General features: G+C 64.5%; 14 protein-coding genes. 12 read left to right on the top strand and 2 right to left on the bottom strand.

The window, feature by feature from the left end; translation table 11 throughout:
- Window positions 1-17: 17 nt before the first annotated feature.
- Window positions 18-503, bottom strand: a complete 486-nt coding sequence (irr, locus tag I6F33_RS01060; protein WP_225140746.1) for a Fur family transcriptional regulator Irr — start codon at window positions 501-503, stop codon at window positions 18-20.
- Window positions 504-683: 180 nt separating this feature from the next.
- Here irr and I6F33_RS01055 point away from each other — a divergent pair, with 180 nt between their 5' ends.
- From I6F33_RS01055 to I6F33_RS01020, 8 genes are all read left to right on the top strand, one after another.
- On the top strand, window positions 684-995 hold the full coding sequence (locus tag I6F33_RS01055; protein ID WP_225140744.1) for a hypothetical protein: 312 nt from the start codon (window positions 684-686) through the stop codon (window positions 993-995).
- 301 nt (window positions 996-1,296) lie between these two features.
- On the top strand, window positions 1,297-2,847 hold the full coding sequence (locus I6F33_RS01050; RefSeq protein ID WP_035996790.1) for an ABC transporter substrate-binding protein: 1,551 nt from the start codon (window positions 1,297-1,299) through the stop codon (window positions 2,845-2,847).
- Window positions 2,848-3,046: 199 nt separating this feature from the next.
- Window positions 3,047-4,018, top strand: a complete 972-nt coding sequence (locus tag I6F33_RS01045) for an ABC transporter permease (RefSeq protein ID WP_035996702.1) — start codon at window positions 3,047-3,049, stop codon at window positions 4,016-4,018.
- Window positions 4,015-4,854 carry an ABC transporter permease gene (locus I6F33_RS01040; protein WP_035996700.1) on the top strand — a complete coding sequence of 280 codons (840 nt, stop codon included), beginning with the start codon at window positions 4,015-4,017 and terminating at the stop codon, window positions 4,852-4,854. The genes I6F33_RS01045 and I6F33_RS01040 overlap by 4 nt, the downstream gene beginning before the upstream one ends.
- A gap of 2 nt (window positions 4,855-4,856) precedes the next feature.
- Entirely contained in the window at window positions 4,857-6,476 is a 1,620-nt protein-coding gene (locus I6F33_RS01035) for an ABC transporter ATP-binding protein (protein WP_225140742.1), read from the top strand.
- A 361-nt stretch (window positions 6,477-6,837) separates the two neighbouring features.
- Window positions 6,838-7,014 carry a hypothetical protein gene (locus I6F33_RS01030; RefSeq protein ID WP_192893053.1) on the top strand — a complete coding sequence of 59 codons (177 nt, stop codon included), beginning with the start codon at window positions 6,838-6,840 and terminating at the stop codon, window positions 7,012-7,014.
- Window positions 7,011-7,220, top strand: a complete 210-nt coding sequence (locus I6F33_RS01025; protein ID WP_035996696.1) for a hypothetical protein — start codon at window positions 7,011-7,013, stop codon at window positions 7,218-7,220. The genes I6F33_RS01030 and I6F33_RS01025 overlap by 4 nt, the downstream gene beginning before the upstream one ends.
- Before the next feature lie 105 nt (window positions 7,221-7,325).
- Entirely contained in the window at window positions 7,326-8,267 is a 942-nt protein-coding gene (locus tag I6F33_RS01020) for an AEC family transporter (RefSeq protein WP_157285637.1), read from the top strand.
- A gap of 32 nt (window positions 8,268-8,299) precedes the next feature.
- Here the strand turns inward: I6F33_RS01020 and I6F33_RS01015 are convergent, their stop codons facing one another.
- A complete protein-coding gene (locus I6F33_RS01015) occupies window positions 8,300-8,584 on the bottom strand; it encodes a hypothetical protein (RefSeq protein ID WP_035996692.1) in 285 nt (94 codons plus the stop codon).
- Between the two features lie 189 nt (window positions 8,585-8,773).
- Here I6F33_RS01015 and I6F33_RS01010 point away from each other — a divergent pair, with 189 nt between their 5' ends.
- From I6F33_RS01010 to I6F33_RS00995, 4 genes are all read left to right on the top strand, one after another.
- Window positions 8,774-9,094: a hypothetical protein gene (locus I6F33_RS01010; protein ID WP_035996689.1), complete on the top strand. Its 321-nt coding sequence runs from the start codon at window positions 8,774-8,776 to the stop codon at window positions 9,092-9,094.
- Window positions 9,095-9,318: 224 nt separating this feature from the next.
- A complete protein-coding gene (locus tag I6F33_RS01005) occupies window positions 9,319-10,044 on the top strand; it encodes an outer membrane protein (RefSeq protein ID WP_035996788.1) in 726 nt (241 codons plus the stop codon).
- A 161-nt stretch (window positions 10,045-10,205) separates the two neighbouring features.
- On the top strand, window positions 10,206-12,362 hold the full coding sequence (locus I6F33_RS01000) for a methyl-accepting chemotaxis protein (protein WP_225140740.1): 2,157 nt from the start codon (window positions 10,206-10,208) through the stop codon (window positions 12,360-12,362).
- Window positions 12,363-12,499: 137 nt separating this feature from the next.
- Window positions 12,500-13,561 carry an MBL fold metallo-hydrolase gene (locus I6F33_RS00995; RefSeq protein WP_035996672.1) on the top strand — a complete coding sequence of 354 codons (1,062 nt, stop codon included), beginning with the start codon at window positions 12,500-12,502 and terminating at the stop codon, window positions 13,559-13,561.
- The last annotated feature ends 13 nt before the right edge of the window (window positions 13,562-13,574 follow it).

The raw sequence follows: 13,574 nt of genomic DNA, 5'->3' as shown, positions 1-13,574 counted from the left end.
TCCCTGCAGCGCAAGCGCTAGGTTCGCTTCCGGCGTAAATGGACGACGACATCGAGCCGCGCGATCTCGTGGCCGGGAAGCGCCTCGGGCATCTTGGTGAAGGCGAGGCCCTCGGCCACGTCGACCAGCACGTCCTCGCCTTCGAGATAGAAATGCGGATGCAGGGACGTGTCGGTGTCGAAGAACGACTTGATGCCGTCGGCCGCGATCCGGCGCAAGAGGCCCGCTTCGGTGAACTGGTTCAGCGTGTTGTAGACGGTGGCGAGCGACAGGTATGCGTTCGCAGCCATCGCTTCTGCGTAGAGACTTTCTGCGGTGACGTGACGATGGCCGCCCAGGAACAGCAATCGGCCCAGCGCCACGCGCTGGCGTGTCGGGCGCAAGCCGACATTGCCGAGCAATTGCAGGCAGTGCTGCACGCCCGCATCCGGCGACGGCTCAAGACCGGCGACATCGGATCCGCCGTCGTCATCCGCAGGGATAGTCGTGGCCTGAATGTCCATCCATCGTCTCACGGCTCAAGCAAACGGGATGCGCAGCCGCGTCCCGCTACTTGCCATTCGATCGCAAAAGCGGCGGGCCGGCTTTGATCCGGATCAAATTTGGCGTCGACCGCCTCTGACCTGGCGCAAGGCGGGCCGGCTCATTCCCGGCCAGAATGCGCGGGCATAGATGAGGTTCGCATGTCCAAGCCGGTTCCCGACAAGGCAGAGGTCGCACTCGAATATCCCGACAAATTCTATGTCGGCACCTTCGAGCATTCGTCCCGCTTCGAGGCGAAGCTCGACGGCAGCGGCATTGCGCTGGTGCTGCAACATCCTGGTGCGGCCGATGAACGCAAATCGGTGCATCTGCACATCAACTTCGGCCTTCTGGCCGGAATCCTGCGGGAGCTCGCCGGCAGCGTCGCCGCGCTGCCCAAGGACGACATCGCGCACCGCGAGCAGCTTGCAGAGGCGCTCGACGAATTGCGGCGGGCGCTCGGCGCAAAATGAGGGGCTGATGCTTTTGGTCGCAGGCGCGGACTTGTGCACTGCCCCTGCATGCTCTCTTCACTTCTGAAGGCCGCCTGATCCCTCGGAGCTGGCCGATCTGCCGTGCCGTCGCACAGGCGGAGAAACAGGACGAGCTGTACATTTTTTGTGCGAGCACTGTCGCGACTTTCATCTTGCCGCGCCGAACGGGACTGTGTGAGCCTCGATGGCGGATGGGGACTGGGATGGACCGACCGTCGCTTTGCGCGCGAGGGCGCGTGCGAAGCGTTTCCGGCTGGTCTCGCTTGAGAAAGATTACGACATGCCAAAACGAGTGTTGCTTGGTCTCCTCCTGGCTTGCGGCCTTGCGGCCCCTGCGCTGGCGCAAGAGCCGAAGACGGGGGGTGTGATCAATGCCGTGATCCAGCCCGAGCCGCCCGGCCTGATGCTTGCGCAGGTCCAGAACGGCCCGACCCAGATGGTCTCGGGCAACATCTTCGAAGGCCTCTTGCGCTACAGCCCCAAGCTCGATCCCCTGCCGGAGCTCGCCGAGAGCTGGAGCGTCAGCGAGGACGCGAAGACCTACATCTTCAAGCTGAAGAAGGGCGTGACCTGGCACGACGGCAAGCCCTTCACCGCCGCCGACGTGCTGTTCTCGATCGAGATGCTGAAGCAGACCCATGCGCGCGCCCGCACCAATTTGGCGCAGGTCGACAAGGTCGAGACGCCGGACGATCATACGGTGGTCTTCACACTGAAGCAGCCGTTCGGCCCGTTCCTCGGCATCTTCGAGGTCGGCTCGATGCCGATGGTGCCGAAGCATCTCTATGCAGGCACCGACTGGAAGACCAACCCCTACAACAACGCACCCATCGGCACCGGCCCCTTCATGTTCAAGGAATGGCAGAAGGGCTCGTTCATCCGACTGGTCAAGAACCCGAACTACCACGAGAAGGGCAAGCCCCATCTCGACGAAATCTACTGGCAGATCATCCCGGACGCCGCCGCGCGCTCGGTGGCTTACGAGACCGGCAAGGTCGACGTGCTGCCCGGCGGCTCGGTCGAGAATTTCGACGTGCCGCGGCTGTCCAAGCTGAAGGACACCTGCGTCACCGGCGCCGGCTGGGAATTCTTCTCGCCGCTGGCCTGGCTGTGGCTGAACAACCGCCAGGGTCCGCTCGCCGACAAGCGGGTGCGGCAGGCGATCATGTATGCGGTCGACCGCGACTTCGCCAAGGACGTGATCTGGAACGGGCTCGGCAAGGTCGCCACCGGCCCGTCGGCCTCGACCATCAAGTTCTATACCGATGACGTGAAGAAATACCCCTACGATCCGGCCAAGGCCAAGGCACTGCTGAAGGAAGCCGGCTACAAGGGCGAAAAGATCCGCCTGCTGCCGCTCGCCTATGGCGAGACCTGGCAGCGCTGGGGCGAAGCCGTCAAGCAGAACCTCCAGGATGTCGGCATGACCATCGAGACGATCGCCACCGACGTCGCCGGCGGCAACCAGAAGATCGCCGAGTGGGATTACGACATCGCCTTTACCTATCTCTACCAGTACGGCGACCCCGCGCTCGGAGTGGGACGCAACTACATCTCCAGCAACATCGCCAAGGGCCAGATGTTCAACAACGTCGAGGGTTACTCCAACCCGGATATCGACAAGCTGTTCGCCGAGGGCGCGGTTGCAACGCCGGATTCCAAGCGCAAGGAGATCTACGAGAAGGCGCAGAAGATCCTGGTCGAGGACGTGCCGGTTGCCTGGATGCTCGAGCTGCAATTTCCGACCATCATGCGCTGCAAGGTCAAGAACCTGATCACCACGGGGATCGGGGTCAATGACGGCTTCAAGGACGCATGGCTCGACAAGTGAAGCCTCTTACCTCTCTCCCCTGCGGGGAGAGGTCGAATGTGCGCATAGCGCACATTCGGGTGAGGGGGAGTCTCCACGAGTCCAACTGCTGATACGCTCGCGGGAAGTCCCCCTCACCCCAACCCTCTCCCCGCAAGCGGGGCGAGGGAGTCACTCCGTCTCCGTGGCGCCAGGTCACATCACCAATATGACTCACTAGATGCTCTCCTTCGTTGCTCAGCGCGTCCTGAAGGGCGTGATCGTCCTGCTCGCGATCGTCGTTCTCAATTTCTTCCTGATCCGCCTGGCGCCCGGCGATCCCGCGATCGTGATGGCGGGCGAGGCCGGGGCCAGCGATCAGGTCTTCGTCAAGCAGCTTCGGGAGAAGTTCGGGCTCGACAAGCCGCTGCCCGAGCAGCTCTTCATCTACGTCAAGGGCGTCGTCAGCCTCGACCTCGGCTTTTCCTTCCGCCAGCAGGCTCCGGTCGCAAAACTGATCGGCGAGCGGCTGCCGGCGACGCTGTTGTTGACGCTGACCGCCTTCGCGATCTCGCTCACGCTCGGCATCCTGTTCGGCACCTTCGCCGCGCGCTTTGCCGGAACCTTCCTCGACACCGCCATCACCGTGTTCGCTCTGATCTTCTACGCCATGCCGATCTTCTGGGTGGCGCTGATGGGCATCCTCCTGTTCTCGGTCACGATGGATTGGCTGCCGAGCTTCGGTTACGAGACGGTCGGCGCCAATCTCACCGGCCTTGCCCACGCGTTCGACGTCGCAAAGCACCTGATCATGCCGGCGATGACGCTGGGACTGTTCTTCATGGCGACCTACACCCGCATGACGCGCGCCTCGATGCTGGAGGTGAAACGCCTCGACTTCGTCAAGACGGCGCGCGCCAAGGGGCTCTCCGACGCCGTGATCCAGCGCCGCCACGTGCTGCGCAACGCGCTGCTGCCGGTGGTGACGCTCGCCGGCGTGCATTCCGGCACGCTGATCGGCGGCGCCGTCATCACCGAGACCGTGTTCGCCTGGCCCGGCATCGGGCGGCTGATGTACGACGCGCTGCTGCAGCGGGACTACAATCTGCTGCTCGGCGTGTTCGTGATCTGCTCCGCCATGGTCCTCACCTTCAACCTCATCACCGACCTCGTCTATCGCCTGGTCGATCCGCGGATCGAATACGCCGCATGAAACAGTTCTGGAAATCGATGCTGAAGAGCCCGAGCGGCGTCATCGGGCTCGTCATCCTCCTGGTTGCAATCTCTGTCGCGGTGTTCGGACCGATGCTGTTCCCGAACTCGCCCTGGCGCATGGTGCAGCGGCCGTTCCTGCCGCCGTTCACGCTCGGGGCCGTGCCGCTCGGCACCGACGCGCTCGGCCGCGACATCTTCGCCGGCATGATTTTCGGCGCCCGCGTCTCGCTGCTGGTCGGTCTCGTCTCCACGCTGGCGGCGCTGATCGTGGGCGTGCCGATCGGTGCCATGGCCGGTTATTTCGGCGGCAAGGTCGACGACGCCCTGATGCGCTTCACCGAGTTCTTCCAGACCATTCCGAGCTTCGCGCTCGCGATCGTGCTGGTCGCCATCCTGCAGCCCTCGATCTATTCGATCGTCGCCTCGATCGCGGTGGTGAGCTGGCCGCCGGTCGCTCGCCTCGTTCGCGGCGAGGTGCTGTCGCTGCGCACGCGCGAATATGTCCAGGCCGCCGTCGTCACCGGCCAGAGCAACAGCTGGATCATCCTGCGCGAGATCCTGCCCAACGCGTTGTCGCCCGTGATCGTGCTGGCCTCGTTGATGGTGGCCACCGCGATCCTGCTTGAATCCTCGCTGTCCTTCCTCGGCCTCGGCGATCCCAATCTGATCTCCTGGGGCTACATGGTCGGCGCCGGCCGCACCGTGATCCGGCAGGCCTGGTGGATCACCGTGTTTCCCGGCATCGCCATCCTGATCTCGGTGCTCGGGCTGAACCTGATCGGCGAAGGCCTCAACGATGCGCTCAATCCGCGCCTGTCGCGGGAGGGCCGCTGACGATGACCGCCCCGCCCGCCGTCTCCATCAGGAACTTGTGGATCGCGCTGCCCAAGGGCGCCGAGCGCCCCTTCGCGGTCGACGGTGTCTCGCTCGATCTGCAGCCCGGCAAGATCGTCTGCGTCGTCGGCGAGTCCGGCTCCGGCAAGTCGATGTGCGCGCATGCGCTGATGGGCCTTTTGCCGGATACGGTCTCGGTCACCTCCGGTGAAATCCAGTTCGAGGGCCGGGACCTGCTCAAGCTCGCTGACGACGGCTGGCGCGATCTGCGCGGCCGTCGGCTGGCGATGATCTTCCAGGAGCCGATGACCGCGCTCAATCCGTTGATGCGGATCGGCGACCAGATGGCGGAGATGTTCGAGGCGCACGGCCTGCTCACGCCGAAGGAGCGGCGGGCCAAGGCGCTGGCGCTGGCAAGCGAAGTCGGCCTGCCCGACCCTGAGCGTATCGTGCGCGCCTATCCGCACCAGCTCTCCGGCGGCCAACGCCAGCGCGCCATGATCGCGATGGCGCTCGCGCTCGAGCCCGCGGTGCTGGTCGCGGACGAGCCGACCACCGCGCTCGACGTCACCACGCAGGCCCAGATCCTGAAGCTGATCCGCAACCTCCAGCGGAGCCGCAACATGGCGGTGATGTTCATCACCCATGATTTCGGCGTGGTCGCCGACATCGCCGACCAGGTCGTGGTGCTCCGCCACGGCAAGGTCGTGGAGGAAGGTCCGGCCGCGGCCATCTTCAACGAGCCGCAGCACGACTACACCAAGGCATTGCTTGCCGCCGTGCCCTCGATGGATCCGCCGCCGCGAGAGCCATTGGACGATCGGGCCAAGGCCGTCGAGGTGATCGGGCTGGACAAGACCTACGTCACGTCGGGCGGCTGGTTCCGCCAGGCCCGCCGCGTCGATGCGGCGCGCGCGGTCAACTTCAACATCCTCAAGGGCGAGACGCTCGGCCTCGTCGGTGAATCCGGCTCGGGCAAGTCGTCAGTAGCGCGCCTGGTGATGCGACTGATCGAAGCCGACCGCGGCACGGTGCGGATCGGCGAGACCGACCTGACCTCGCTTTCCGGCAAGGTGCTGCGCGGCGAGCGCCATCGCATCCAGATGATCTTCCAGGATCCGTTCGCCTCGCTCAATCCGCGCCGCAAGATCGGCCACATCATCGCCGACGGGCCGATCGCAGCCGGGACCGATCCGAAGGTGGCGTTCGACCGCGCCCGCGATCTCCTCAGGATGGTCGGGCTGGATGCCGGCGCGCTCGAGCGCTATCCGCATGAATTCTCCGGCGGCCAGCGCCAGCGTATCGGCATTGCCCGCGCGCTCGCGCTCGAGCCGGAGATCATCGTCGCGGACGAGGCCGTCTCCGCGCTCGATGTCTCGGTGCAGGCGCAGGTGTTGAAGTTGCTGGAAGATCTCAAGGCGCGCCTCGGCCTGTCGATGCTGTTCATCACCCACGATCTGCGCGTCGCGGCCCAGATCTGCGACCGCATCGCGGTGATGCAGCGCGGCGCTATCGTCGAGCTGAAGCCGACGGCGCAACTGTTCGCCGCGCCCGAGCACGCCTATACGCGCGAATTGCTCGCAGCCGTGCCCGGACGGAAGGAGCACGCGCCAGCGGCCTGAGGCGGCTCGTCCTCGTTCATTGATTTCCGTGATGGTTCCAAAAACTTGCACGCCGAGCGAGGCGAAACATATTCGATTCAGCGGCATTTGCTTTCGTGAGATCATCCTTGCTCATGTCGGCAAGGGGTGACTTGACGCCATAGTCGCTCGTCGCGGCTGGCACGAACGTGATGTGATGGGCAGCTCAACAACCCAGCAAGCAAGACGCACCGGGATGCTGGGAACTGCGCAGCCTGGTCACGCGCTTTTTATCCGGTCGTGACTGGACCGGCCGCTTCAAAGCTTAACGGCATGACCATAGATGACGTTTGAATGATCGACGTCATCTCATGACGGACTCACACTGTTATTCGGAGCCAACATGGGCGAAGTTATTCGATTTGTCTCGAAGTCCGAGCGCGAGCGAACGCGCCTCATCCAGGAAGCGCGGGCGATCTACGACAGCATCTTCCCGCCGGTCGATCCGACGGACGAGGGCCAGGGAAAGCCGGCGATCCGTCGCCCGTTCATCGGCCGCGACGGAGGTAACGTATCGTGATCAAGATCATCGCCGTGCTTTGCAGCCTCGCCTCTCCCTCCAATTGTCACGAGCAGATCGTCACCACGTCGGACTTTGCGCAAATCTCGGTGCAGGCCTGCCTGATGGGCGCGCCGCAGCTTGCCGAATGGATGAACCAGCATCCGGCCGAGCGCCTGGCGGCCTGGCGCTGCGTGATCGGAGACCAGGGGCGCCGGGGAATCTAGCGAGGCGGATTCTCCTCCGACAAATCAAGGCGACCCACAAATCACGGAGTGACGCCAGTCCATTGCCGGTCTACCCTCCCTGTTCGAAAATGAGGGGGAAGCCGGATGGAGGTCGCCAGCCTCGTTCTTCCCGTATTCGCGATCATCGTCACCGGCTGGCTCGCCGGCGAGCTCGGCTATCTCTCGCGGGCGCTGGCCGATGCCCTGGTGCATTTCGCCTACAACGTGGCGATGCCGGCGCTGTTGATTGTCACGATCGCCCAGGAGCCGGCGCGCAATCTCCTGGAATGGCGTTTTCTGCTCGCCTTCGGCGGCGGCTCGCTGATCTGCTTCGCGCTCGTGTTCGTGCCGGTCCGCGCAGGCGGCAAACACGACCTCGCCAGCAGCACCATTCACGGGATGGCGGCGGCGATGACCAACACCGGGTTCGTTGCGCTGCCGATCCTGCATGCGATCTACGGCCAACCCGCCGTCCTGCCCGCGGCCGTCGCAACGGTGTTCGTGGCCGCGGTGATGTTTCCGATCACGGTGATCCTGCTGGAAAAGCGCGATGCACGCGGGGCCTCCGTGCGCTCTATGGGACTGGCAAAGCAGATCCTGCTCAATCCCATGGTGCTGTCGACGTTCATCGGCCTCACCTGGGCGGTGACGGGACTGCCGATTCCGGCACCGGTCGCGGCCTATCTCAACATGATCGCTGCCGCGCTCACGCCGTGCGCGCTGTTCGCCATTGGGCTTGGCCTGTCCATCGAGGGCTTGCGGTCCAACCTGAAAGCGTCGTTTGCGCTCGCCGCGGTGAAACTGGTGGTCATGCCGCTCATCGTCTACGGGCTTTGCGTCGTGATCGGCCTCACCCCTCTCTACACGGTTGCGGCGGTCATCTGCGCGGCCGTGCCGACGGCGAAAACCGTCTACGTCCTCGCACATGAACACAAGGTCGAGGAGAAGCTGGTTGCGGCCACGGTCTCGATCACGACGATGCTATCGGTCGCGACATTGCTCATCGCGCTTTATCTGCTCTCGGGATCGGCGAGCGGCATGCGTTGATCCGCCAGTGGCCTCCACCTTGCCGGAGCCCTCTATCTCGTGGTGTTGCTCCAGGTGGGAGCCGAGTTGGTCACGCCGACCGAGGGCCAATTGTATGATCCGATCGACGGCGCGGTGACAGTGCCAACCGTCTGTCCCGACGATCCGTAGGCCGCCCTCGGTTGCGCGGCCGGCGCTCCGGCTCCGCCATAGGTCGGAGCCACCACACCAGTGCTGTATTGCCGGCTGGACCGGACCTTTTTCGCCTCAGCTGCGAATGGTGCGGCAAGCAGTCCCGTCGTGATCAGCGCGGAAATGGCGAGTCTGATGGTTTTCATGGCTGATCCCTTCACCCGTTGCGCGCCCCGATATGCCAAGTGTTCATGCATCGGCAAATTTCCATGGGTTCTCCCTTCATAACTCCGTGTGCGGACGAAGGTGCCGGAGCGCGGCGGACTCACACCGTCTTCGGATGGACCCGAATCAGCGCTAGTGCATTGCTTTCAGTGACTTCCCTGGACGCAAGCATGACCGGCGCCGAACTGAAGCAGCTTCGCAACGACCTCTCCGATGCCCTCGAGCGCAAGCTCAGCGCGGCCGACATGGCCAAGCTTTGCGGACTGCCGGAAAGAGGCGGCGCCGACACCATCCGGCGCTGGGAGGTCAGCGGCCCGACGCCGGAGGGGACCAGGATACTGCGCGTGCTCGCGATGGCGAGCGAGCGCTATCCGATCCTGGAGAAGTTCGACATCTTCGATCGACACGACGTGCGTGAGGAAGACAGGCCGGCAAAGCGCGCCGCCTTTCGCGCGCAGATGCGCGATGAGGCACGGCGGCGTCTTGGTTAACGCAAGGCGCGCGCAAGTTACCGACAGAGTGCGCCTTTAAGCCTTCCTTCACCACTTCTTAAGTTGCCATTAAGCACGAAAATCATTTACGGCCCAACAAGTTACGTTGGCCGTCGCTGTGCCACGGATGTGACAGCATTTTCGTCAAAAGCGAGCTATCTGCAAAACCAATGCGGCGCAGAAAACGCGCCTGCCGGGGACCTTACGTGTTGGAGTTCAAGACGATGAAGAAGATTCTGTTTGCGACCGTGGCGCTGCTCGTGTTGGGCGCGGCTGCGCCGGCCGTCGGTGCCGATCTCGGCAACCGCAATTATTACAAGACGCCCGCGCCGGCCTACGCCGCGCCGATCTACAATTGGACGGGCTTCTATCTCGGCGCCCATGTCGGCGGCGCGTTCTCCAGCGACAACAATTTCAATGGCCTTTCCACCGGCAACAACGGCAACGGCCGCTTCCTCGGCGGCGTGCAGGTCGGTGCGGACTGGCAGTTCCACCCGAACTTCGTGGTCGGCGTCGAAGGCCAGTATTCCTGGCTCTCCGGCAGCGTCGGCGCCGTGTTCCCGGGCGGCATCGCCTACACCAACGACCAGCGCGGCCTCGGCTCGATCACGGGCCGCGTCGGCTACACCTGGGGTCCCGGCCTGGTCTATGTGAAGGGCGGCTACGCCTATTCGGACAACAACGAGAGGGTCACCGTCGGCGGCGTGCCGGCCGCCTTCGTCATCACCGGCGATCACCGCAACGGCTACACCGTCGGCGCCGGCCTCGAATACATGTTCGCCCCGAACTGGTCGGCCAAGGCCGAGTACCAGTACTACAATTTCGGCGACGCCAGCTTCACCGCCGGTCCGCTCGCCGGCACCGGCGCCTTCACCACCGACGACCATACCTTCAAGGCGGGCGTCAACTACCGCTTCAACTGGGCGAGCCCGGCCATGGCGCGCTACTGATCGGTTACCAGGACCTTATCAAGATGAAGGGGCCGGCCTCGTTGCCGGCCCCTCTTTTTTCGCTCTGCGGAACAACGTCAACCGATTGGGCTCATTGCGATTCCTTAACCGGTGCTGCCGATACTGCAGCCACAAATAGAAGAACATTGGGGGAATTTTCGATGCCGATCCGTTTGGGCCTTGGCCGCTTCCTTGGCAGTTTCCGTCCGCGTTTCAGAATGCCGAAATGGGGCGTGCGCGGCAGCCTGTTCGCGGCGTTTGCGATCATCGCGGGCATGGGCCTCGTGATCGCGGCCGGCGCCGGCCTTGCGCTGCAGAATCTCGGCGGACGCATGACTGAACTGAGCGGACGGGACATTCCGCGCCTTTCCGCCAGCCTGCAATTGTCGGCGCTGAGTGCGAGCCTCGCGGCGCAGGGACCGGCCCTGCTTGCGGCGCAGAGCGAGGACGCTCTGAACGAGCGCACCAAGAAACTCAGGGAATTACAGGAGCAGACGCAGCAGAAGCTCAACGAGATCATCGAGCTCGGCGGCGACAAGAGCGTCGTCTCCGGGCTCAGCGAGACGATGAAGAGCATCAACGAGGCGGCTCAGAGCCTGACGAAAGCCGCCCGCGAACGGCTCGACATCGCGGCGCTGCACGACAAGCAATATGACGCGCTTCGCGCCGCGCAGGGCGCGTTCGTCGGCGCAGCGAGTCCGGCGATGCTGGACGCGCAGACCCGCGTCAATGCCATTCTCGGTTCAGCCGACCTGTCAGCCGCAGACGCGACCGACGCCGCGCAGACCGTCGGTCAGCTCGGCAACGTCGTCGCCAGCGGTAATCTCGCCGCCGCCAACATGAGCGCGGCGCTGTCGGCGAACACCAGCGACAAGCTCGATGACATCCAGAAGGAATTCAAGACGGCGCAGGGGCGCCTGCGGTCGAACCTCGATCTGTTGCCGGACAACCAGGGCAACAAGATGCTGCGCGACACCGCGGAAAAGCTGCTCGCGCTCGGCACCGGCAAGACCGGCGTGTTCAATCTGCGCGAGAAAGAGCTCGACTCCATCGACTACGGCCAGACCATCCTGGACGAGACCCGCAAGCTCAATGTCGGGCTCGGCATCAGCGTGCAGCAGCTCGTCGACGGCGTGCAGAAAGAGACCAACACCTCGACCTTCCAGGCGCGGCAGGAGATTTCGCTCGCGACGTCGGTCATGCTGGGCTTGGGCGCGCTGATGCTGGTCGGCTCGGCGCTGTTCGTCTGGCTCTATGTCGGCCGTAACATCCTGCGCCGGATCGGCGCCTTGCATCAGTCGATGCAGTTGCTCGCGAACGGCGATCTCGAAACCGAGATCTACCGCTCGAAGAACCACAACGACGAAATCTCCGTCATGGCGAACACGCTGCAGGTGTTCCGGGAGAGCATGATCGAGACCCGCGCGCTGACCAGCGAGCAGGACAAGGACCGTATCGCCAAGGCCGAGCGCGCCGCGCGCATGGAGGCGAAGATCGCCCAGTTCGAAAGCACGGTGCGCTCCGCGCTCGACAATCTGGCCCAATCGGCCAATTCGATGCAATCGACCGCGCAGAGCATGTCGAACACCGCCGACCAGTCCAACGCGCTGGTCAACGCGGTCGCCTCCGCCGCGGAGGAGACGTCGGTCAACGTGCAGACCGTCTCGGCCGGCACCGAGCAGCTGTCCTCCTCGATCCAGGAGATCAGCCGTCAGGTCGTGACCTCCGCCGAGATCGCCAAAAAGGCGGTCGACGAAGCGGGAGCGACCGACGCCACGGTGCAGAGCCTTGCCGACAGCGCGAGCCGCATCAGCGTCGTCGTCGACCTGATCCAGACCATCGCCTCGCAGACCAATCTGCTCGCGCTCAACGCCACCATCGAGGCGGCACGCGCCGGCGAGGCCGGCCGCGGCTTCGCGGTGGTTGCCTCCGAGGTGAAGAGCCTGGCGAGCCAGACCGCCAAGGCGACCGACGAGATCCGCACCCAGATCGCCAGCATGCAGTCAGTCACGACCTCCGCGGTCGGCGCCATCCAGGGCATCGGCCGGATCATCGGCGAGATCAACGACGTCACCACCACGATCGCAGCAGCGGTCGAGGAGCAGGGCGCCGCCACGCGCGAAATCGCCCGCAACATCCAGCATGCCGCCGGCGGCACCAGCGAGGTCTCCAGCAACATCGTCGGCGTCTCTACCGCGTCCGCCGAAGCCGGCGCTGCGGCCACCGAGGTGCTGGGCGCCTCGGACGCGCTGCGCCGCGAGGCCGATATGCTGCGCGGGGAGATCGACGCCTTCCTCAACGACATGCGGGCGGCGTAAGTCCCTGTCCTGTAGCCTGGATGGAGCGCAGCGCAATCCGGGCTACGGAAAACTGCCTCGGTATGACCGCCATGCTGTCGCCGCCCAGCATCCTTTTTCGGCTGGCGCCCCGCGCGCGCTGGGTTTAAGCCGATAGCATGAGCTCGAAAACCGACACCCCGCAGTCCTCGGCCGAGGCCCTGCGCTACCCCTGGGAACAGCATCCCGGCCCCGAACAGGTGGTCGAGGTGCGGCCCGGCGTGTTGTGGGCGCGGCTGAAGCTGCCGTTCCGCCTCAACCACGTGAACATCTACCTGCTCGCCGATGGCGACGGCTATGCGATGATCGATGCCGGCTTCGGCAACGAGGAGACGATCGAGGCCTGGACGAAGCTGTTCGACGGACCGCTGAAAGGCGTCAACATCACGCGCCTGATCGTCACCCACTCCCACCCGGATCATGTCGGTCTCGCCGGTTGGATCGTCGAGCGGTTCGGCTGCCCGCTGGTGATGTCGCAGGTCGAATATCTGCAATCGGTCTATCACCAGAACCGCGGCACCGAGGAGCGGCGCGAGGCGCAGCGGCTGTTCTTCCGCCGCCATGGCATGGACGAGTCGCTCACCGAAAAGCTGCTCGGCCGCGGCCAGGACTATCTGAAGCGCGTCTCGGTGCTGCCGCCGTCCTACCGCCGCATCTCGCATGGCGACGACGTCGTGATCGGCACGCGCCGCTTCAAGGTCATCACCGGCGGCGGCCACGCCCTCGACCAGGTGATGCTGTATTGCGCCGACGACAAGCTGTTCCTCTCCGCCGACCAGGTGCTGAGCAAGATCTCGCCGAATGTCAGCGTCTGGGCGGTCGAGCCCGACCAGAATTCGCTCGGCGAATATCTGGCCTCGCTCGCCAGCCTCACCACGACGCTGCCCTATGACGTGCTGGTGCTGCCTGGCCATGGCGTGCCGTTCTACGGATTGAAGACCCGCATCAAGCAGCTCGCCGACCACCATGAAGAGCGCTGCCGATTGATCGCGGAAGCCTGCCGTGAGGTGCCGCAAACCTCGCGCGCTCTGGTGCCCGTGGTGTTCAACAAGCACGTGCTGGACGAGCACCAGATGGGCTTTGCCGCCGGCGAGCTCGTCGCCCACGTCAACTACATGATCGTCGAGGGCCGCCTCACGCCCGAGATGCAGGACGGCGTGCTGCAGTTTCGGACGACGTGAGTTATTCGCCTCT

This window comes from Bradyrhizobium sp. BRP20 (assembly GCF_020194215.1).
Taxonomy (GTDB): domain Bacteria; phylum Pseudomonadota; class Alphaproteobacteria; order Rhizobiales; family Xanthobacteraceae; genus Bradyrhizobium; species Bradyrhizobium yuanmingense.
The sequence above is the reverse complement of the archived record's forward strand: the minus strand, read 5'-3'. Positions and strand labels throughout refer to the sequence as shown.

Bases quoted from the DNA above. Each gene is read 5' to 3' on its own strand.
- I6F33_RS01055 (WP_225140744.1), top strand. From the start codon at position 684: ATGTCCAAGCCGGTTCCCGACAAGGCAGAGGTCGCACTCGAATATCCC.
- I6F33_RS00995 (WP_035996672.1), top strand. From the start codon at position 12,500: ATGAGCTCGAAAACCGACACCCCGCAGTCCTCGGCCGAGGCCCTGCGC.
- I6F33_RS01015 (WP_035996692.1), bottom strand. From the start codon at position 8,584: ATGAAAACCATCAGACTCGCCATTTCCGCGCTGATCACGACGGGACTG.
- I6F33_RS01040 (WP_035996700.1), top strand. From the start codon at position 4,015: ATGAAACAGTTCTGGAAATCGATGCTGAAGAGCCCGAGCGGCGTCATC.
- I6F33_RS01035 (WP_225140742.1), top strand. From the start codon at position 4,857: ATGACCGCCCCGCCCGCCGTCTCCATCAGGAACTTGTGGATCGCGCTG.
- I6F33_RS01000 (WP_225140740.1), top strand. From the start codon at position 10,206: ATGCCGATCCGTTTGGGCCTTGGCCGCTTCCTTGGCAGTTTCCGTCCG.
- I6F33_RS01020 (WP_157285637.1), top strand. From the start codon at position 7,326: ATGGAGGTCGCCAGCCTCGTTCTTCCCGTATTCGCGATCATCGTCACC.
- I6F33_RS01050 (WP_035996790.1), top strand. From the start codon at position 1,297: ATGCCAAAACGAGTGTTGCTTGGTCTCCTCCTGGCTTGCGGCCTTGCG.
- I6F33_RS01030 (WP_192893053.1), top strand. From the start codon at position 6,838: ATGGGCGAAGTTATTCGATTTGTCTCGAAGTCCGAGCGCGAGCGAACG.
- I6F33_RS01045 (WP_035996702.1), top strand. From the start codon at position 3,047: ATGCTCTCCTTCGTTGCTCAGCGCGTCCTGAAGGGCGTGATCGTCCTG.
- I6F33_RS01005 (WP_035996788.1), top strand. From the start codon at position 9,319: ATGAAGAAGATTCTGTTTGCGACCGTGGCGCTGCTCGTGTTGGGCGCG.
- I6F33_RS01010 (WP_035996689.1), top strand. From the start codon at position 8,774: ATGACCGGCGCCGAACTGAAGCAGCTTCGCAACGACCTCTCCGATGCC.
- irr (WP_225140746.1), bottom strand. From the start codon at position 503: ATGGACATTCAGGCCACGACTATCCCTGCGGATGACGACGGCGGATCC.